General features: G+C 55.9%; 15 protein-coding genes. 11 read left to right on the top strand and 4 right to left on the bottom strand.

Annotation, left to right across the window (positions count from 1 at the left end; genetic code table 11):
• Positions 1–117: 117 nt before the first annotated feature.
• From AB8846_RS14010 to yejF, 8 genes are all read left to right on the top strand, one after another.
• Complete coding sequence (locus AB8846_RS14010) at positions 118–1,104, top strand: GTP-binding protein (protein WP_370732954.1); 987 nt, start codon at positions 118–120, stop codon at positions 1,102–1,104.
• A 33-nt stretch (positions 1,105–1,137) separates the two neighbouring features.
• Positions 1,138–1,851, top strand: a complete 714-nt coding sequence (locus AB8846_RS14005) for a phosphatase PAP2 family protein (protein ID WP_331411876.1) — start codon at positions 1,138–1,140, stop codon at positions 1,849–1,851.
• A 415-nt stretch (positions 1,852–2,266) separates the two neighbouring features.
• Entirely contained in the window at positions 2,267–2,836 is a 570-nt protein-coding gene (mepS, locus tag AB8846_RS14000; RefSeq protein WP_047346578.1) for a bifunctional murein DD-endopeptidase/murein LD-carboxypeptidase, read from the top strand.
• 127 nt (positions 2,837–2,963) lie between these two features.
• Positions 2,964–4,520 (top strand): cyclic di-GMP phosphodiesterase, encoded by a 1,557-nt coding sequence (locus tag AB8846_RS13995; RefSeq protein WP_063143767.1) that lies wholly within the window; start codon positions 2,964–2,966, stop codon positions 4,518–4,520.
• 74 nt (positions 4,521–4,594) lie between these two features.
• A complete protein-coding gene (locus AB8846_RS13990; protein ID WP_331411874.1) occupies positions 4,595–6,400 on the top strand; it encodes an extracellular solute-binding protein in 1,806 nt (601 codons plus the stop codon).
• A 9-nt stretch (positions 6,401–6,409) separates the two neighbouring features.
• Positions 6,410–7,504, top strand: coding sequence for a microcin C ABC transporter permease YejB (locus tag AB8846_RS13985; protein ID WP_370732953.1), 1,095 nt, complete (start codon positions 6,410–6,412; stop codon positions 7,502–7,504).
• Positions 7,504–8,529, top strand: coding sequence for an ABC transporter permease (locus tag AB8846_RS13980; protein WP_032641492.1), 1,026 nt, complete (start codon positions 7,504–7,506; stop codon positions 8,527–8,529). Before AB8846_RS13985 ends, AB8846_RS13980 begins: the two co-directional genes overlap by 1 nt.
• A gap of 1 nt (position 8,530) precedes the next feature.
• A complete protein-coding gene (gene yejF / locus AB8846_RS13975; RefSeq protein WP_370732952.1) occupies positions 8,531–10,120 on the top strand; it encodes a microcin C ABC transporter ATP-binding protein YejF in 1,590 nt (529 codons plus the stop codon).
• A 3-nt stretch (positions 10,121–10,123) separates the two neighbouring features.
• Here yejF and AB8846_RS13970 read toward each other — a convergent pair whose 3' ends face one another.
• The 3 genes from AB8846_RS13970 to rsuA form a co-directional block, all read right to left on the bottom strand.
• Positions 10,124–10,468: a YejG family protein gene (locus AB8846_RS13970; RefSeq protein WP_028013883.1), complete on the bottom strand. Its 345-nt coding sequence runs from the start codon at positions 10,466–10,468 to the stop codon at positions 10,124–10,126.
• 279 nt (positions 10,469–10,747) lie between these two features.
• Entirely contained in the window at positions 10,748–11,944 is a 1,197-nt protein-coding gene (locus AB8846_RS13965) for a Bcr/CflA family multidrug efflux MFS transporter (protein ID WP_008500953.1), read from the bottom strand.
• Positions 11,945–11,959: 15 nt separating this feature from the next.
• Positions 11,960–12,667, bottom strand: a complete 708-nt coding sequence (gene rsuA / locus AB8846_RS13960; RefSeq protein WP_370732951.1) for a 16S rRNA pseudouridine(516) synthase RsuA — start codon at positions 12,665–12,667, stop codon at positions 11,960–11,962.
• 282 nt (positions 12,668–12,949) lie between these two features.
• On the opposite strand from rsuA, the gene AB8846_RS13955 reads away from it, so the two are divergent.
• Both AB8846_RS13955 and rplY read left to right on the top strand, forming a co-directional pair.
• A complete protein-coding gene (locus AB8846_RS13955; protein WP_370732950.1) occupies positions 12,950–14,710 on the top strand; it encodes a DEAD/DEAH box helicase in 1,761 nt (586 codons plus the stop codon).
• Between the two features lie 125 nt (positions 14,711–14,835).
• Entirely contained in the window at positions 14,836–15,120 is a 285-nt protein-coding gene (gene rplY / locus AB8846_RS13950) for a 50S ribosomal protein L25 (protein ID WP_029740955.1), read from the top strand.
• Positions 15,121–15,172: 52 nt separating this feature from the next.
• Here the strand turns inward: rplY and yejK are convergent, their stop codons facing one another.
• A complete protein-coding gene (yejK, locus tag AB8846_RS13945; protein ID WP_008500957.1) occupies positions 15,173–16,180 on the bottom strand; it encodes a nucleoid-associated protein YejK in 1,008 nt (335 codons plus the stop codon).
• A gap of 134 nt (positions 16,181–16,314) precedes the next feature.
• Here yejK and AB8846_RS13940 point away from each other — a divergent pair, with 134 nt between their 5' ends.
• Positions 16,315–16,542, top strand: a complete 228-nt coding sequence (locus AB8846_RS13940; RefSeq protein ID WP_008500958.1) for a YejL family protein — start codon at positions 16,315–16,317, stop codon at positions 16,540–16,542.
• Positions 16,543–16,554 lie beyond the last annotated feature (12 nt).

Raw genomic sequence — 16,554 nt, 5'->3', positions numbered from 1 at the left:
TGCGCTTAACGCGAACGGATGAGGCCTCCGTTCGCCCTTCCTCTTCTCACAGGTCACGTTTTTCGCCAGGATAGAGAGAACAGTGTTATAGCATCACAATTCTCTTTCGGAGCACACGTGACCAAAACCAACCTCATCACCGGTTTTCTCGGCAGCGGTAAAACCACCTCAATTCTCCACCTGCTGGCAAATAAAGATCCGGCCGAGAAATGGGCCGTGCTGGTCAATGAATTTGGCGAGGTGGGCATTGACGGCGCGTTGCTGTCATCCAGCGGCGCGATGATTAAAGAGATCCCCGGCGGGTGCATGTGCTGCGTCAATGGCCTGCCGATGCAGGTCGGGCTCAATACCCTGCTGCGTCAGGGCAAACCCGACCGCCTGCTGATCGAACCCACCGGGCTGGGTCACCCGAAGCAGATCCTCGATTTACTGACCGCCCCGGTTTACGAGCCGTGGATCGAACTGCGCGCCACCCTGTGCCTGCTCGATCCGCGTCAGCTTCTGGATGACAAGGCGGTGGCCAATGAGAACTTCCGCGATCAACTCGCCTCGGCGGACGTTATTGTCGCGAATAAAGAAGATCGCGCCACGGCGGAAAGCCAGGCCGCGCTGGACGCGTGGTGGCAACATTTCGGCGGCAATCGCACGCGGGTGCAGACCACCCAGGGGAATATTGATAGCGCCCTGCTTGACCTTCCTCGTCTGAACCTCACCGAGCTGCCTGCCAGCGCCGATCATGCGCACAGTCATCCGGTTAAGCAGGGCCTGGCTGCCCTCAGCCTGCCGGAGCACCAGCGCTGGCGTCGTAACCTGAACAGCGGCCAGGGATATCAGGCCTGCGGATGGATTTTTGATGCTGAAACCGTTTTCGATACCATCGGGATCCTGGAGTGGGCCAGACTTGCTCCCGTCGATCGCGTGAAAGGGATCATGCGCACGCCGGACGGGCTGGTGCGGATCAACCGTCAGGGCGACGATTTCTTTATTGAAACCCAAAATGTGGCGCCGCCTGACAGCCGAATAGAGTTAATTAGTGCGGTTAACGCCGACTGGAATGCCCTCCAGTCCAGCCTGTTGAGGATTCGTTTAAGTTCGGGCGGCTAACGTTGCCCCAGTTTTCACTCTATGCAGAACGTTATGACAACTCGATTTCCCCTGATATTACTGCTTAATGTCGCCGGTCTGGCGCTTTTCTTCTCCTGGTATATCCCGGCGGATCATGGTTTCTGGTTCCCGCTGGATTCTGCCATTTTTCACTTCTTCAACCAGGAGCTGGTGAAGAGCAACGCGTTCCTGTGGCTGGTAGCAATTACCAACAACCGCGCCTTCGACGGCTTCTCGCTGCTGGCCATGGGCTGCCTGATGCTCTCTTTCTGGCTGAAAGAGGATAAAGCCGGGCGTCGGCGTATTCTCATTATCGGTCTGGTGATGCTGCTGTTTGCCGTCGTCATTAACCAGCTGGCAACCGCGATTATTCCGGTTAAGCGTTCAAGCCCAACGCTATTCTTCACCGATATTAATCGCGTCAGCGAACTGCTGCATATTCCAACAAAAGATGCGTCGAAGGACAGTTTCCCCGGCGATCACGGCATGATGCTGCTTATTTTTTCCGCAATTATGCTTCGCTATTTCGGCAGAAAAGCCTTTGCCATAGCCCTGATTATTTTTGTGGTTTTTGCCTTCCCGCGCGTAATGATTGGCGCCCACTGGTTCACCGATATTGCCGTCGGTTCGCTCTCCGTGGCGCTGATTGCGCTGCCGTGGTGTTTAATGACCCCACTGAGCGACAGGATAATAGCGCTGTTCGATCGCTATCTTCCCGGTAAAGCGCAACAACAATTAAACAAATAACTAACCTAAATTAACGTGGGCTATCAGGGATCGACATGATCCCTGATAGCGTTCTCGCCGCGATCTTTCCCCGCTGTCATATTCTCGTCATCATATTCATGTTAAAAATGAAGCAATTGCATACTGGCGCAGCGGATCCGTCGCTATTTTGCGCAATTCTATGTTTTTACTTTCTGTATCACATTTTCTTATAAAAAAAAGGCTTTTTTTACTCGCAATACCCCTGGCAATCGGTTAATCTCGAACTCGTTTTGCCCCATAGAGATAATTATTTCCTTGGTGAATAATTTTGTGCGCTGTGCCACAAATGTGACCAGAAACAATTGTCTCAATGTGAACAGATAATTAGTCTCGTCACGTTTGGCATTTTTATAACGATATTTGTCGTTAAGGACTTCAAGGGATAATAAACAACATGGTCAAATCTCAACCGTTTCTGAGATATATCTTACGGGGGATCCCGGCGATAGCAGTCGCGGTACTGTTGTCTGCATGTAGTACATCGAACACCGCAAAGAATATGCATCCTGAGACGCGTGTTGTGGGAATGGAAGATTCCTCGTCACTGCAAGCCTCTCAGGATGAATTTGAAAATATGGTACGTAATCTGGACGTTAAGTCCCGTATTATGGACCAGTATGCAAGCTGGAAAGGCGTGCGCTATCGTCTTGGCGGCAGCACAAAAACAGGTATTGATTGTTCCGGTTTTGTACAGCGTACGTTCCGCGAGCAGTTTGGGTTAGATCTTCCGCGTTCAACCTATGAACAGCAGGAGATGGGCAAGTCGATTTCACGTACCAAACTGCGCACCGGTGATTTAGTCCTGTTCCGTGCCGGTTCTACAGGTCGACATGTTGGCATCTACATTGGTAATGACCAGTTTGTACATGCCTCCACCAGCAGCGGTGTGACCATTTCCAGCATGAATGAACCATACTGGAAGAAGCGCTATAACGAAGCACGCCGCGTACTGACCCGCAGTTAATATGACTATTGTATCGTTGGTTATCCCTTGGCTGACGATATGATGAAAAAAAGCACTGCTTCGGCAGTGTTTTTTTTTGCCCGTTACACTGAATACATCCAGCGGCATTTCAGGAATCACGACGTCTATGTTCACCCGCTACTTCTCCAGCAATCGCAAGATATTAATCCTCAGCATTATCACAGGCCTGATCGCCGCCCTGCTCCTGGGTTCGTTGCAATTTTTCTGGAGCTACCACAAGCGGGAAGTCAAATTCGACACCCTGATCCACGACGTGAGCAGCTATATGGAGAGCTATTTCGATGAGTTGAAAAACGCTGTCGATACCCTCCAGCCGCTCACGCTGAACAACTGCCACGACGTCAATCAGGAACTTACCTCGCGCGCGGCCTTTAGCATTAACGTTCGCGCATTCCTGCTGGTCAGAGATAAAATGGCGTTCTGTTCTTCCGCCACCGGCCCGATGAATTTCCCGATGGAGGAGCTGATACCCGAGCTGCACATCGATAAGCAGATCGATATGGCATTGCTTCCAGGCACCCCGATGTTGCCCAACAAGCCTGCCATCGCCATCTGGTATCGTAACCCGTTAGTGAAGGACGGCGGCGTGTTCACCTCGGTGAATCTCAATTTGACGCCTTACCTGCTCTACACCGCGCGCCAGGACGAATTCACGGGGATAGCCATCATCATTGGCGATCATGCGCTGTCAACGCGGTCCAGCACGCTGCTCAACGCGCATGACCTGGATGAAATCCCGGCCCGTACCGCAACGCTGAAAGACATTCCCCTGACCATAAACCTGTATGCGGACGCATGGACCAGCGATGAAATTCTCTACGCCCTGTTTTTCGGGCTGGTGTGCGGTATATGTGCCGGATCGCTCAACTACTATATCCTCAGCATTCGGCTCAATCCGGGTAAAGAGATTTTAAGCGCCATTAAGCGCGGCCAGTTTTACGTGGTCTATCAGCCCGTCGTTGATGCCAAATCGCTCAAAATGACCGGCCTTGAAGTGCTGATGCGCTGGAAACACCCGACAATGGGGGAAATTCCGCCGGACGCGTTTATCAACTTCGCCGAAGCGCAGAAGCTGATCGTCCCGCTGACGCTGCATCTCTTTGACCTTATCATTCACGATGCCCCCGTGTTACAAACCCTGTTACCTCCGGGCGCAAAGGTGGGCATTAACATTGCACCGGGGCATCTGCATGCGGAAAGCTTCAAGGACGATATGCGCACCTTCAAAGCGTTACTGCCGCCGGATTACTTCCAGATCGTGCTGGAAATTACCGAGCGCGACATGCTGAATCATCGGGAAGCCAACAGCCTCTTCGAATGGCTACATAACGAAGGGTTTGAAATCGCCATTGATGATTTTGGCACCGGCCACAGCGCGCTGATTTATCTTGAGCATTTCACCATGGACTACCTCAAAATCGACCGTGGTTTTATTAATGCGATAGGGACTGAGACGGTAACGTCACCGGTGCTGGATGCCGTGCTGACGCTGGCAAGACGGCTGAGTATGTTGACCGTCGCCGAAGGGGTGGAAACGCCGGAACAGGCCGCCTGGCTGCGCGAACACGGCGTTAACTTCCTTCAGGGGTACTGGATTAGCCGCCCGATGCCGCTGGAACAGTTCCGCAAATGGCGTCCTGACGTTTCACCCGACGGTGAATAATTTCACATTGCCCGTGACGTCACTTATTATTCAGCTTAACCGAGCCGGTCTGTAAAAGAGGGAGCTGCCGCGAGATGCTTATGCGCTTTATGTTGCTGATGTTGGCATTAACGAGCCTGTCCAGCCAGGCGCAGGCCATCAAAGAAAATATCGCCTTCGCGGTGATTGGCGAGCCGAAATATGCGGTCAATTTTACGCACTTCGATTACGTTAACCCAGCCGCGCCGAAGGGTGGAAAGGTCACGCTTTCCGCTACCGGCACCTTCGACAACTTCAACCGCTTCGCCCTACGCGGCGTGGCGGCCGCGCGAACGGAATCGCTTTACGATACGCTCTTTGTCACGTCTGATGACGAGCCCGGCAGCTACTATCCGCTGATTGCCGAGAACGTGCGTTACGCCGATAACTTCGCCTGGGCGGAAATCTCGCTGAACCCGCGGGCACGTTTTCATGACGGTACGCCGGTGAAGGCCAGCGACGTCGCCTTCACCTTCCATAAATTCATGACCGAAGGCGTCCCCCAGTTCCGCATCGTATATAAAGGCGCATCCGTCAGAGCCATCGCGCCGCTCACCGTGCGCATCGAGCTGAGCGAACCGAACAAAGAGAATATGCTTAGCCTGTTCTCGCTGCCGGTTATGCCTGAGTCGTTCTGGAAAAATCATAAGCTAAGCGACCCGCTTTCCACGCCGCCGCTGGCGGGCGGCCCATACCGCATCACCGACTGGCGCATGGGGCAATATGTCGTTTACTCTCGCGTTAAAGACTACTGGGCGGCAAACCTGCCGGTAAACCGCGGGCGCTGGAATTTCGACACCCTTCGCTATGATTACTACCTCGACGATAACGTGGCGTTTGAAGCGTTCAAAGCCGGCGCCTTCGATTTACGCGTAGAGAGCAGCGCCAAAAACTGGGCGACCCGCTATATCGGCAAAAATTTCGCAAAAGGCTATATCGTCAAAGACGAGCACAAAAATGAGTCTGCCCAGGATACCCGCTGGCTGGCGTTTAATATTCAGCGTCCGGTATTTAATGACCGCCGGGTGCGGGAAGCGATATCTCTGGCCTTTGATTTTGAATGGATGAACAAAGCGCTGTTTTACGGGGCTTACAGCCGCGCCAACAGCTATTTTCAAAATACCGAGTACGCCGCGCGTGATTATCCGAAAGCCGACGAGCTGGTTCTGCTGGCACCGCTGAAAGCGGAGGTTCCGCCGCAGGTGTTCACCACCGTGTTTCAGCCGCCCGCCTCGAACGGGGACGGTTACGACCGCGACAACCTGCTCAAGGCCAGCAAGCTGCTGGATGACGCGGGCTGGCACCTGAAAAATCAAAAGCGTGTGGACGCCAAAACGGGTAAGCCTCTCAGCTTTGAGCTGCTGCTCTCGTCCGGGGGCAACGATCAGTGGGTACTGCCGTTCAAGCATAACCTTGAGCGGCTGGGCGTGACCATGAACATCCGCCAGGTCGATAACGCGCAGATCACCAGCCGCATGCGCAGCCGTGATTACGACATGATGCAGCGCCTGTGGCCCGCCCAGCCGTGGCCCAGCTCGGACCTGCAAATTTCCTGGGCCTCCAGCTACATCGACTCCTCATACAATGCGCCAGGGGTAAAAAGCCCGGCAATTGACGCGCTGATTGCGAAAATAGTGGCGGCGCAGGGGGATAAAGAAAAGCTCCTGCCGCTCGGGCGCGCCCTCGACAGGGTCTTAACCTGGAACTACTACATGCTGCCGATGTGGTATATGGGCGAAGATCGCCTTGCGCGCTGGGACAAGTTCTCCGTGCCCGCCGTGCGCCCTGTCTATTCCCTGGGCTTTGATACCTGGTGGTATGACGTTAACAAAGCCGCCAGACTTCCCGCTGAGCGGCGCTAAGGAATCATCATGGGTGCCTATCTTATCCGTCGTCTCCTGCTGATCGTCCCCACCCTGTGGGCCATCATCACGATTAACTTTTTTATCGTGCAAATCGCCCCCGGCGGCCCGGTCGATCAGGCGATTGCCGCTATTGAATTTGGCAACAGCGGCGGCATGCCCGGCGGTGGCGGTGAAGGGATGGGCGCGAGCCATGCGCGAACCGGCGTAGGGAATATCAGTGAAAGCCATTATCGCGGCGGCCGCGGGCTGGATCCGGAAGTGATCGCCGAGATCACCCACCGCTACGGCTTTGACAAACCGATTCACGAACGCTATTTCAAAATGCTCTGGGATTACATCCGCTTTGATTTTGGCGACAGCCTGTTTCGCAGTGCCTCAGTGTTAACGTTGATCAAGCAAAGCCTGCCGGTTTCAATAACGCTGGGGCTGTGGGGAACGCTGATTATCTATCTGGTCTCTATACCGCTCGGGATCCGCAAAGCGGTGTATAACGGCAGCCGCTTCGATATCTGGAGCAGCACGTTCATCATCATTGGCTATGCCATTCCGGCGTTTCTGTTTGCTGTCCTGCTGATTGTCTTTTTTGCCGGGGGAAGTTATTTCGACCTCTTCCCGCTGCGGGGGCTGGTCTCCGCCGATTTCAGCTCCCTGCCGTGGTATCAGAAAATCACTGACTATCTCTGGCATATCACGCTGCCGGTGCTGGCCACGGTCATCGGCGGGTTTGCAGCCCTGACCATGTTGACCAAAAACGCCTTTCTCGATGAAATTCGTAAGCAGTACGTCGTGACTGCCCGCGCCAAGGGCGTGAGCGAGAAGCAGATCATGTGGAAACACGTGTTCCGCAACGCCATGCTGCTGGTGATCGCCGGATTTCCGGCCACGTTCATCGGCATGTTTTTTACCGGCTCGCTGCTGATAGAGGTGATGTTCTCGCTCAACGGCCTGGGGCTGCTGGGCTATGAGGCTACCGTGTCGCGCGATTATCCGGTGATGTTTGGCACACTCTATATTTTCACCCTGATTGGCCTGCTGCTGAATATCATCAGCGATATCAGCTATACGCTGGTCGATCCCCGAATCGATTTTGAGGGCCGCTGATGCCGCGTTTAAGCCCCGTCAACCAGGCCCGCTGGGCCCGCTTTCGCCACAACCGCCGCGGCTACTGGTCGCTGTGGATTTTTGCCGTGCTGTTTGCCTTAAGCATGTGTTCGGAGCTGATCGCCAACGACAAACCGCTGCTGGTGCATTTTAACGACCGCTGGTACGTGCCGGTTATCGCCAACTACAGCGAAAGCGACTTTGGCGGCCCGTTTGCGACCCCGGCGGAGTATCAGGATCCGTGGCTTCGCCAGCAGATTGAGCAGCACGGCTGGGCGCTCTGGGCGCCGGTGCGCTTTGGCGCAAACAGCATTAACTTCTCCACCACAACCCCCTTCCCTTCCCCGCCCTCCGCGCAAAACTGGCTGGGAACCGATGCGAACGGCGGCGACGTGCTGGCGCGCATTCTTTATGGCACGCGAATTTCTCTTCTCTTTGGGCTGATGCTGACGATCTTCTCAAGCGTGATGGGCGTCGTGGCGGGCGCCGTTCAGGGCTACTACGGCGGGAAAATCGACCTGTGGGGCCAGCGGGTTATTGAAGTATGGTCAGGTATGCCAACGCTGTTTCTGATCATCCTGCTTTCCAGCGTGGTGCAGCCTGGCTTCTGGTGGCTGTTAGGCATCACCGTCCTGTTCGGCTGGATGGCGCTGGTGGGCGTGGTGCGGGCGGAGTTCCTGCGCACCCGTAATTTCGACTATATTCGCGCCGCGCAGGCGCTTGGCGTGAGCGACCGCGGGATCATCTTCCGCCATATGCTGCCCAACGCGGTGGTCGCAACGCTCACCTTCCTGCCGTTTATTCTGTGCAGCTCCATCACCACCCTCACCTCACTGGATTTTCTGGGTTTCGGGCTACCGCTGGGTTCCCCGTCGCTCGGCGAACTGCTGCTGCAGGGCAAAAACAACCTGCAGGCGCCGTGGTTAGGCATCGCCGCCTTTCTTTCCGTGGCCGTGCTGCTTTCGCTGCTGATTTTTATTGGCGAAGCCGTGCGCGATGCCTTCGATCCGAACAAGGCGGTATAAAATGACCCAGCCCCTTCTCAGTATTGATAATCTGTCGATTGCTTTTTCAACGCAGGGCGAGACGCGCACCGTGGTCACCGACCTGTCGCTGCAGATCCAGCCCGGGGAAACGCTGGCCCTGGTGGGCGAGTCGGGTTCAGGCAAGAGCGTTTCGGCACTCTCCATCCTGCGGCTGCTGCCTTCTCCGCCGGTGAGCTACCCGCAGGGAGATATTCTGTTTCACGGCGGTTCGCTGCTGCATGCCGACGAACATACCCTTCGCGGCATTCGCGGCAACAAAATCGCCATGATCTTCCAGGAGCCGATGGTTTCGCTTAACCCTCTGCACAGTCTTGAAAAACAGCTCTATGAAGTGCTCTCCCTGCATCGGGGGATGCGCAAAGAGGCCGCGCGGGGAGAAATTCTGGACTGTCTGGAACGAACGGGCATACGCAACGCGGCCAAACGGCTGAACGATTTTCCGCACCAGCTCTCCGGGGGCGAACGCCAGCGCGTGATGATTGCCATGGCGCTGCTCACGCGCCCCGAGCTGTTGATTGCCGACGAGCCTACAACGGCGCTGGACGTGACGGTACAGGCGCAAATATTGACGCTGCTGCGGGAGCTGCGTGACGAGCTGAACATGAGCCTGCTGTTTATCACGCATAACCTGAGCATTGTAAGAAAGCTGGCCGACAGCGTCGCGGTGATGCAAAACGGACGGTGCGTTGAACAGAATACCGCGTCCACGCTGCTGAGCGCGCCGCAGCACCCCTATACGCAGCGTTTGCTCGACAGCGAACCCTCCGGCGACCCGGTTCCTCTCGCGGCTGACAGCACACCGCTGCTGCGCGTTGAGGATCTGTCCGTCTCGTTCCCGATCCGCAAAGGTATTCTGCGCCGCATTGTCGATCGGAACCCGGTGCTGAAAAACATCCGCTTCTCGCTGCGCCCGGGAGAATCCCTCGGGCTGGTGGGCGAATCCGGTTCGGGCAAAAGCACCACCGGTCTGGCGCTGCTGCGCTTAATTGCCTCTGAGGGCGAGATCCTCTTCGACGATATGCCGCTGCACCGCTGGAACCGCCGTCAGATGCTGCCCGTGCGGCCCCGGATGCAGGTGGTGTTTCAGGATCCTAACTCCTCGCTTAACCCACGGCTCAGCGTGTTACAGATTATCGAAGAGGGTCTGCGCGTGCATCAGCCCGGCCTGAGCGCTCAGCAGCGAGAGCAGGAAGTTACGCGGGTGATGGCCGAAGTGGGCTTAGACGCCGAGACCCGCCACCGCTATCCGGCTGAATTCTCCGGCGGACAGCGCCAGCGTATCGCCATTGCCCGCGCGCTGATCCTGAAACCGGAGCTGATTATTCTGGATGAACCGACGTCGTCGCTGGACAGAACCGTTCAGGCGCAGATCCTGGCCCTGCTGAAAGGGCTTCAGGAAAAGCACCGGCTGGCCTATATCTTTATCAGCCACGATCTACAGGTGGTGCGGGCGCTATGCCATCAGGTGATTGTGTTGCGACAGGGAGAAGTGGTCGAGCAGGGTGAGTGCCAGCGCGTATTTAGCGCGCCAACGCAGCGCTACACGCGCCAGCTGTTATCGGCAGACTAGCGGTCAGAAGGGATACTGGCCGGAGAAAGGCTCAGCGATGGCAACGCCAAAATTCTTCAGACGGCAGGTGGCGGCAAACTCGTCCTGGCTTTTCACAAACAGGCACGGCTCACCTTCACACTCCAGTACGGAGCTGTCCACTTCGATATCCGTCAGGGCCTGACTGAGACGCTCCATCACCCGCCATGCATTTTCGTCGCTCGGGCTCAGCAGCTTGAGCGCGACCAGGCAGTTTTCGCAGCCCGCGACGCTTTGCGGAATCGGTTCAACTTTCGAACCTGCAAAACCCGCCGACCAGCGATAGCTCTGGGGCAAGCGATGGACAATGGAGAGTTGTAATGTATTCACGTTCGTTCCCCGGAAGCAAAATTTACTTCACAATTTATTTACATTTATAGTAACACATCATCGCCAGCCTGCACTATTCAGCGCTTTTTTATCCATTTCCAGGCTCGCGTCGGCGCTATATGTACCCGTTTCTGCGATCTAACTCAACCTTTTTGAATACAATGATGTGACTTTTTACACAAATAGATTTTACATAAAATAAACAAACACGGAATAAACGAACGGGGGTTTGGTTGATATGCATCAACAAAAAAGGCCCTGTCGGGCCTTCTCTGTGTTTTAGTGGGCCGCTTTTCGCGGTCGGCTGGCGTAAAGATAGAAGAGTATCGAGCTGGTTGCGCAAAAAGCCATCGCCCACAGCATCGGCCATGCCGTCGTAAAGGTAGCCATCGAAAGCAACGCGCCAACGATAGCGCCGATGCCGAAGCGGAACGTCCCCGCCAGCGACGATGCGGTGCCCGCCATGTGCGGAAACTCATCCAGGATCACCGCCATCGCATTAGATGACACCATCGACACGCAGCCGACAAAGGCCGCCACGCCGACCACCAGCGCCCAGAAGCCGACGCCCAGAAACGCGCTTACCACCAGCCAGATAGCCATCACAAACTGGATCCACAGCCCGGCGCGGAACATGTTCAGCGCCCCCACCCGCCGGACAAATCGGCTGTTGATGATGGTCATGATAAACAGGAAGACGATGTTAAGCGCAAAGTAATAGCCGAAGTGCTGCGGCGAAACGTGGTTCAGCTCGATGTAGACAAACGGCCCGGCGCTCAGGAAGGAGAACATCCCGGCGAAGCTGAACCCGCTTGCCAGCATATAGCTGAGCACGCGCTTGTGGCGAAACAGCGAGGCAAAGTTGCCTATTGTGGTTCGGATGTGGAATTTCTGACGGCGCTCAACGGGGAGCGTTTCATCAATAAAGAAGAAAATCATCGCGGAGGCCAGCAGCGCGGCCAGGGCCAGGATCCAGAAAATCACATGCCAGCTAAACCACACCAGCACCGCGCCACCGGCCATGGGTGCCACCAGCGGCGCAATCGTCGTCACCAGCATCACGAACGACATCATGCGGGAGAACTCTTCCTTCGGGTAGATATCGCGCATCAGGGCGTTAATCACCACGCTTGCCGCTGCTGCCGCCAGACCGTGGAAGAAGCGCATGATAATCAGATGATCGATGGTCTGCGCCAGCGCACAGGCAACCGCTGCGGCCGCAAAGACCAGCGTCCCGCCCAGAATGACGGGCTTGCGTCCAAGGCTATCCGCCATCGGGCCATAAAACAGCTGGCCGAGGGCAAAGCCGAGAATATAGGTGCTGAGCGTCATCTGCGCGCTGCCCGCCGGGACGCCAAACTGTGCAGAAATCACCGGCAGCGCGGGCAGGTACATATCTATAGACAGCGGCATCAGCATGGCCAGCAGGCCAAGAATGAAGACGATTTTGAACGACGAGTGTGGCCTGGTGGTCACAGAGCTCTCCTGAAATTAGTGCGAAGGCAGACCGACGCTGGCGATCTCTTCTTCCGTTAACGGGCGATATTCGCCTGGCGCCAGGTCGGGATCGAGTTCAATCGCACCAATCCGCTCACGGTGCAGGCCAACAACGCGGTTCCCCACGGCGGCAAACATACGTTTCACCTGATGGTAACGCCCTTCGCTGATGGTCAGACGGACTTCGGTCGGCGCGATCACCTCAAGCACGGCGGGTTTGGTCAGATCTTTTTCATTATGCAGCTGAACGCCTTTCGTGAATTGCTCTGCCGTGTCATCCGACACCGGCGACTCCAGCGTGACCAGATAGGTTTTCTCGCAGTGGTGACGCGGGGAAGTAATGCGATGCGACCACTGCCCGTCGTCGGTCATCAGCACCAGACCCGTGGTGTCGATGTCGAGGCGTCCTGCGGCGTGCAGCTTGTGCGCCACCGGTTCATCGAGGAAATAGAGCACCGTCGGGTGATCCGGATCGTCCGTTGAGCAGACGTAGCCTTCAGGCTTATTGAGCATGAAGTAGCGCGGACCGTGCTGCTGGGTCAGCGGATTGCCGTCATACTCCACCTGATGCTCAGGCTGAAGTTTGAAAGCGGTGTCTCTCACAATGTCGCCATCCACGGTAACGCGGCTGGCGCGAATTTCGCGCCCGGCAATAGCGCGGCTTACGCCGAGTTGCTGAGCGATAAACTTATCAAGTCGCATGAAATCTTTTTAGCCTTAATGGTGCTGGAAGTCGGACTACGGGTCCGAAAAAAAGAAGCAGTCTGGAACGGTTCAGTATAATGGTCTGGTTGCGCCACTCAAGGGAAAAAGTTTCGTGGCATACTATCTATACCCTAAATAATTCGAGTTGCATGCAGGCGGCAAAGGAGTGAATCCCCGGGAGCTTACATAAGTAAGTGACCGGGGTGAACGAGTGCAGCCAACGCACAGGCAACTTGAAGTATGACGGGTATATGTGCGGAATAACGAAACCGAGACCCTATGACTTTTACACTTCGTCCCTATCAGCAGGAAGCCGTTGACGCCACCCTCGCCTGGTTCCGTAAACACCGCGAGCCAGCGGCGATTGTGCTCCCGACCGGCGCAGGCAAAAGCCTGGTCATCGCCGAACTGGCGCGTCTGGCGCGCGGTCGCGTGCTGGTGCTGGCACACGTCAAAGAGCTCGTCGCGCAAAACCACGCCAAGTATTGTGCGCTTGGGCTGGAAGCCGATATCTTCGCCGCCGGGCTGAAGCGCAAAGAGAGCCACGGTAAAGTGGTCTTTGGCAGCGTGCAGTCGGTGGCGCGCAATCTGGACCTGTTTCGCAGCGAATTTTCGCTGCTGATTGTCGACGAGTGTCACCGCATCAGCGATGACGACGACAGCCAGTACCAGCAAATCCTGGCTCACCTGAAAGCGGTGAACCCTCACCTGCGCCTGCTGGGCCTGACGGCGACCCCGTTTCGCCTGGGGAAAGGCTGGATCTATCGTTACCATTATCACGGCATGGTGCGCGGCGATGACAAGGCCCTGTTTAGCGACTGCATTTACGAACTTCCGCTGCGCTACATGATTAAACATGGCTACCTGACGCCGCCTGAACGGCTGGATATGCCGGTGGTGCAGTACGATTTCAGCCGTCTGCAGGCGCAGAGCAACGGATTATTCAGCGAAGCGGATCTCAACAAGGAGCTGAAAAAGCAGAAGCGTATTACGCCGCATATCATCAGCCAGATAGAGGAGTTCGCCGCGACGCGCAAAGGGGTGATGATCTTTGCCGCCACCGTTGAGCACGCGCGAGAAATCACCGGGTTACTACCCTCCGGCGACGCGGCGTTAATCACCGGCGAGACGCCCGGCCCGGAGCGCGACGGCCTGATTGACGCCTTTAAGGCCCAGCAGTTCCGCTATCTGGTAAACGTGTCGGTTTTGACCACCGGCTTTGACGCCCCGCACGTCGACCTGATCGCCATTCTGCGCCCGACCGAATCGGTCAGTCTGTATCAGCAAATTGTTGGCCGCGGCCTTCGTCTGGCGCCGGGAAAAACCGACTGCCTGATCCTGGATTATGCGGGTAACCCGCACGATCTCTATACGCCTGAAGTCGGCGCGCCAAAAGGGAAAAGCGACAACGTGCCCGTGCAGGTCTTTTGCCCTGCCTGCGGGTTTGCCAACACCTTCTGGGGAAAAACCACCGCCGACGGTACGCTGATCGAACACTTTGGCCGCCGCTGTCAGGGCTGGTTTGAAGATGATGACGGGCATCGCGAGCAGTGCGATTTCCGCTTCCGGTTCAAAAACTGCCCGCAGTGCAACGCCGAAAACGACATTGCCGCGCGCCGCTGCCGGGAATGCGACACGGTGCTGGTTGACCCGGACGACATGCTGAAAGCGGCGCTAAAGCTGAAAGATGCGCTGGTGCTGCGCTGTTCCGGCATGGCGCTGCAGCCCGGCGCCGATGAAAAAGGTGAGTGGTTGAAAATCACCTATTACGACGAAGACGGGGCGGACGTCAGCGAGCGCTTCCGGGTCCAGACGCCTGCTCAGAGAATGGCCTTCGAACAGCTGTTTATCCGCCCGCACACCCGAACGCCGGGCGTCCCCCTGCGCTGGATAACCGTGGCCGATATCGTGCGCCAGCAGGTGCTATTGCGCCATCCGGATTTCGTCGTCGCCCGTAAGAAAGGCCAGTTCTGGCAGGTGCGTGAGAAACTCTTTGACTACGAAGGTCGCTTCCGTCGCGCCAACGAATTGCGCGGTTAGCGGGACTTTTCATTGATGTGAGGGGCATTTGAGTATAAAATGCCGCCCGCTTCACATCCGTGAGGCAGAACACTCACCTGCTGCTGGGTCGCCTGTAGCAGGGTTTTAAATACAGAGAGAAATCAATGTTCACTATCGAAGCAGAAGTACGTAACGTGCAGGGTAAGGGTGCGAGCCGCCGCCTGCGTAACGCTAACAAGTTCCCGGCTATCGTTTACGGTGGCGAAGCTGCTCCAGTTGCAATCGAACTGGATCACGACAAACTGTGGAACCTGCAGACCAAAGCTGAATTCTACAGCGAAGTTCTGACCATCGTTGTTGGCGGTAAAGAAGAAAAAGTGAAGGTTCAGGCTGTTCAGCGTCACCCGTTCAAGCCAAAACTGTCTCACATCGACTTTGTTCGCGCGTAATCGCAAACACGTCGAAAAAAAACCCCGCTTCTGCGGGGTTTTTTTATGGCTGTTATTTCCCGCCCGAGGTGCGGCGCTGAAGCTGATCGCGCAGGTTCGGCGGCGTGCCTTTAATGGTCAGCGTATCGGTGGCCGGATCCCAGAAGATGCGTTCCCCCAGCAACATTGCGTCAAAGTTGATGGTTAACCCACCGCCGCTGCCGGCAAACTTGGTTAACTGACGCAGCGTACTGCGATCCGCCGGGAAGCTCTCTTCCAGTTCATAGCCTTTTTCAGCCGTAAATTCCTGGAAGCTGACTTCGCTGACGCCAGCCAGCTCTTTTGACAGGGACTCCAGCTCGATCTCCTCCCCTGCCTGCAGCTGTTCGTTGCAGTAGCTGTAGACCTGCTGACGCACGGTCTGGCGCTCAGATTTATCGAGCTGCGCTTCTGCTGTGAAGTCGTCAACCGCCTGGAGCAGCCCTTTGTTCTGCGCTTTGGCATTGAGACCTTCGCTGGCACCGAGGAAATCCATAAAGAAATCCGCCACTTTGCGGCCCACGCGCCCCTTCAGGAATGTCAGGTAGCGGGTCGACTCCGGGTTGGTTTCCCATTCGGTCAAATCAATACGCGCCACGATATCCGCATGGTTGATATCCAGATAATGCGTTGAGCTGATATCCAGCTGCTCGTTCACGCGCATGCTGCTTAAGTTATTCAGCACGGTAACCAGCAGATACTCTACCGCCAGATAGCGGTAGTGGCAGAACAGCACGATCCCGCCGTCGGCAAACGGATATTTCGCCAGCTCGTCGCGCAGACGCCCGGTTGCGGCGCGGCTAAACGCCAGAAAATCCTCTTCGCCCTGACGCTGCAGGCGCAGACTATCAGCCAGTTCACTCTCTTCGCTGAACAGGCCATAGGCTTTATTTTTGGCACTGTAGACGCGATGCAGCTCTGCCATCATCTCCACAACGGTCGCCGTGGGTTCCAGTAACGAATCGCGCAGCACCACTTCAAGGGTTTGCTCATCACGCTTGATAAGCTGGTGCAAGGCAATCTGGTTGATTTCCAGACTCATGATAAACTCTCCTTTTAGACCGGGCGGTATTCAACCACCACCAGGACATGTGTGCAACAACAGATAAAAAAGGGGAAAAAAAGCTGTTGCTACGGTAATATGTTGCCCTTTCATCAACAAACTGATTTTGATTTATGCCACAACATTCCCGCTACAGTGATGAACACGTTGAACAACTGCTCAGTGAGCTGGTCAACGTACTGGAAAAACATAAAACGCCGACCGATCTCTCCCTGATGGTTTTGGGAAATATGGTCACCAACCTGATTAACACCAGCGTTGCTCCGGCTCAGCGTCAGGCGATCGCAAAATCGTTCGCCCAGGCTTTACAGTCGTCCGTCAGCAACGACCCGGCCCATTAAGGGATACGAACA

It is taken from the genome of Enterobacter sp. KB-221C9 (genome assembly GCF_041320715.1).
Classification (GTDB): Bacteria; Pseudomonadota; Gammaproteobacteria; order Enterobacterales; family Enterobacteriaceae; genus Enterobacter; species Enterobacter asburiae_D.
Note: the sequence above shows the minus strand (reverse complement) of the source record. Positions and strands in the feature narration are given on the sequence as shown.

Bases quoted from the DNA above. Each gene is read 5' to 3' on its own strand.
- AB8846_RS14005 (WP_331411876.1), top strand. From the start codon at position 1,138: ATGACAACTCGATTTCCCCTGATATTACTGCTTAATGTCGCCGGTCTG.
- mepS (WP_047346578.1), top strand. From the start codon at position 2,267: ATGGTCAAATCTCAACCGTTTCTGAGATATATCTTACGGGGGATCCCG.
- AB8846_RS13995 (WP_063143767.1), top strand. From the start codon at position 2,964: ATGTTCACCCGCTACTTCTCCAGCAATCGCAAGATATTAATCCTCAGC.
- AB8846_RS13990 (WP_331411874.1), top strand. From the start codon at position 4,595: ATGCTTATGCGCTTTATGTTGCTGATGTTGGCATTAACGAGCCTGTCC.
- AB8846_RS13985 (WP_370732953.1), top strand. From the start codon at position 6,410: ATGGGTGCCTATCTTATCCGTCGTCTCCTGCTGATCGTCCCCACCCTG.
- AB8846_RS13980 (WP_032641492.1), top strand. From the start codon at position 7,504: ATGCCGCGTTTAAGCCCCGTCAACCAGGCCCGCTGGGCCCGCTTTCGC.
- yejF (WP_370732952.1), top strand. From the start codon at position 8,531: ATGACCCAGCCCCTTCTCAGTATTGATAATCTGTCGATTGCTTTTTCA.
- rsuA (WP_370732951.1), bottom strand. From the start codon at position 12,667: ATGCGACTTGATAAGTTTATCGCTCAGCAACTCGGCGTAAGCCGCGCT.
- AB8846_RS13955 (WP_370732950.1), top strand. From the start codon at position 12,950: ATGACTTTTACACTTCGTCCCTATCAGCAGGAAGCCGTTGACGCCACC.
- rplY (WP_029740955.1), top strand. From the start codon at position 14,836: ATGTTCACTATCGAAGCAGAAGTACGTAACGTGCAGGGTAAGGGTGCG.
- yejK (WP_008500957.1), bottom strand. From the start codon at position 16,180: ATGAGTCTGGAAATCAACCAGATTGCCTTGCACCAGCTTATCAAGCGT.
- AB8846_RS13940 (WP_008500958.1), top strand. From the start codon at position 16,315: ATGCCACAACATTCCCGCTACAGTGATGAACACGTTGAACAACTGCTC.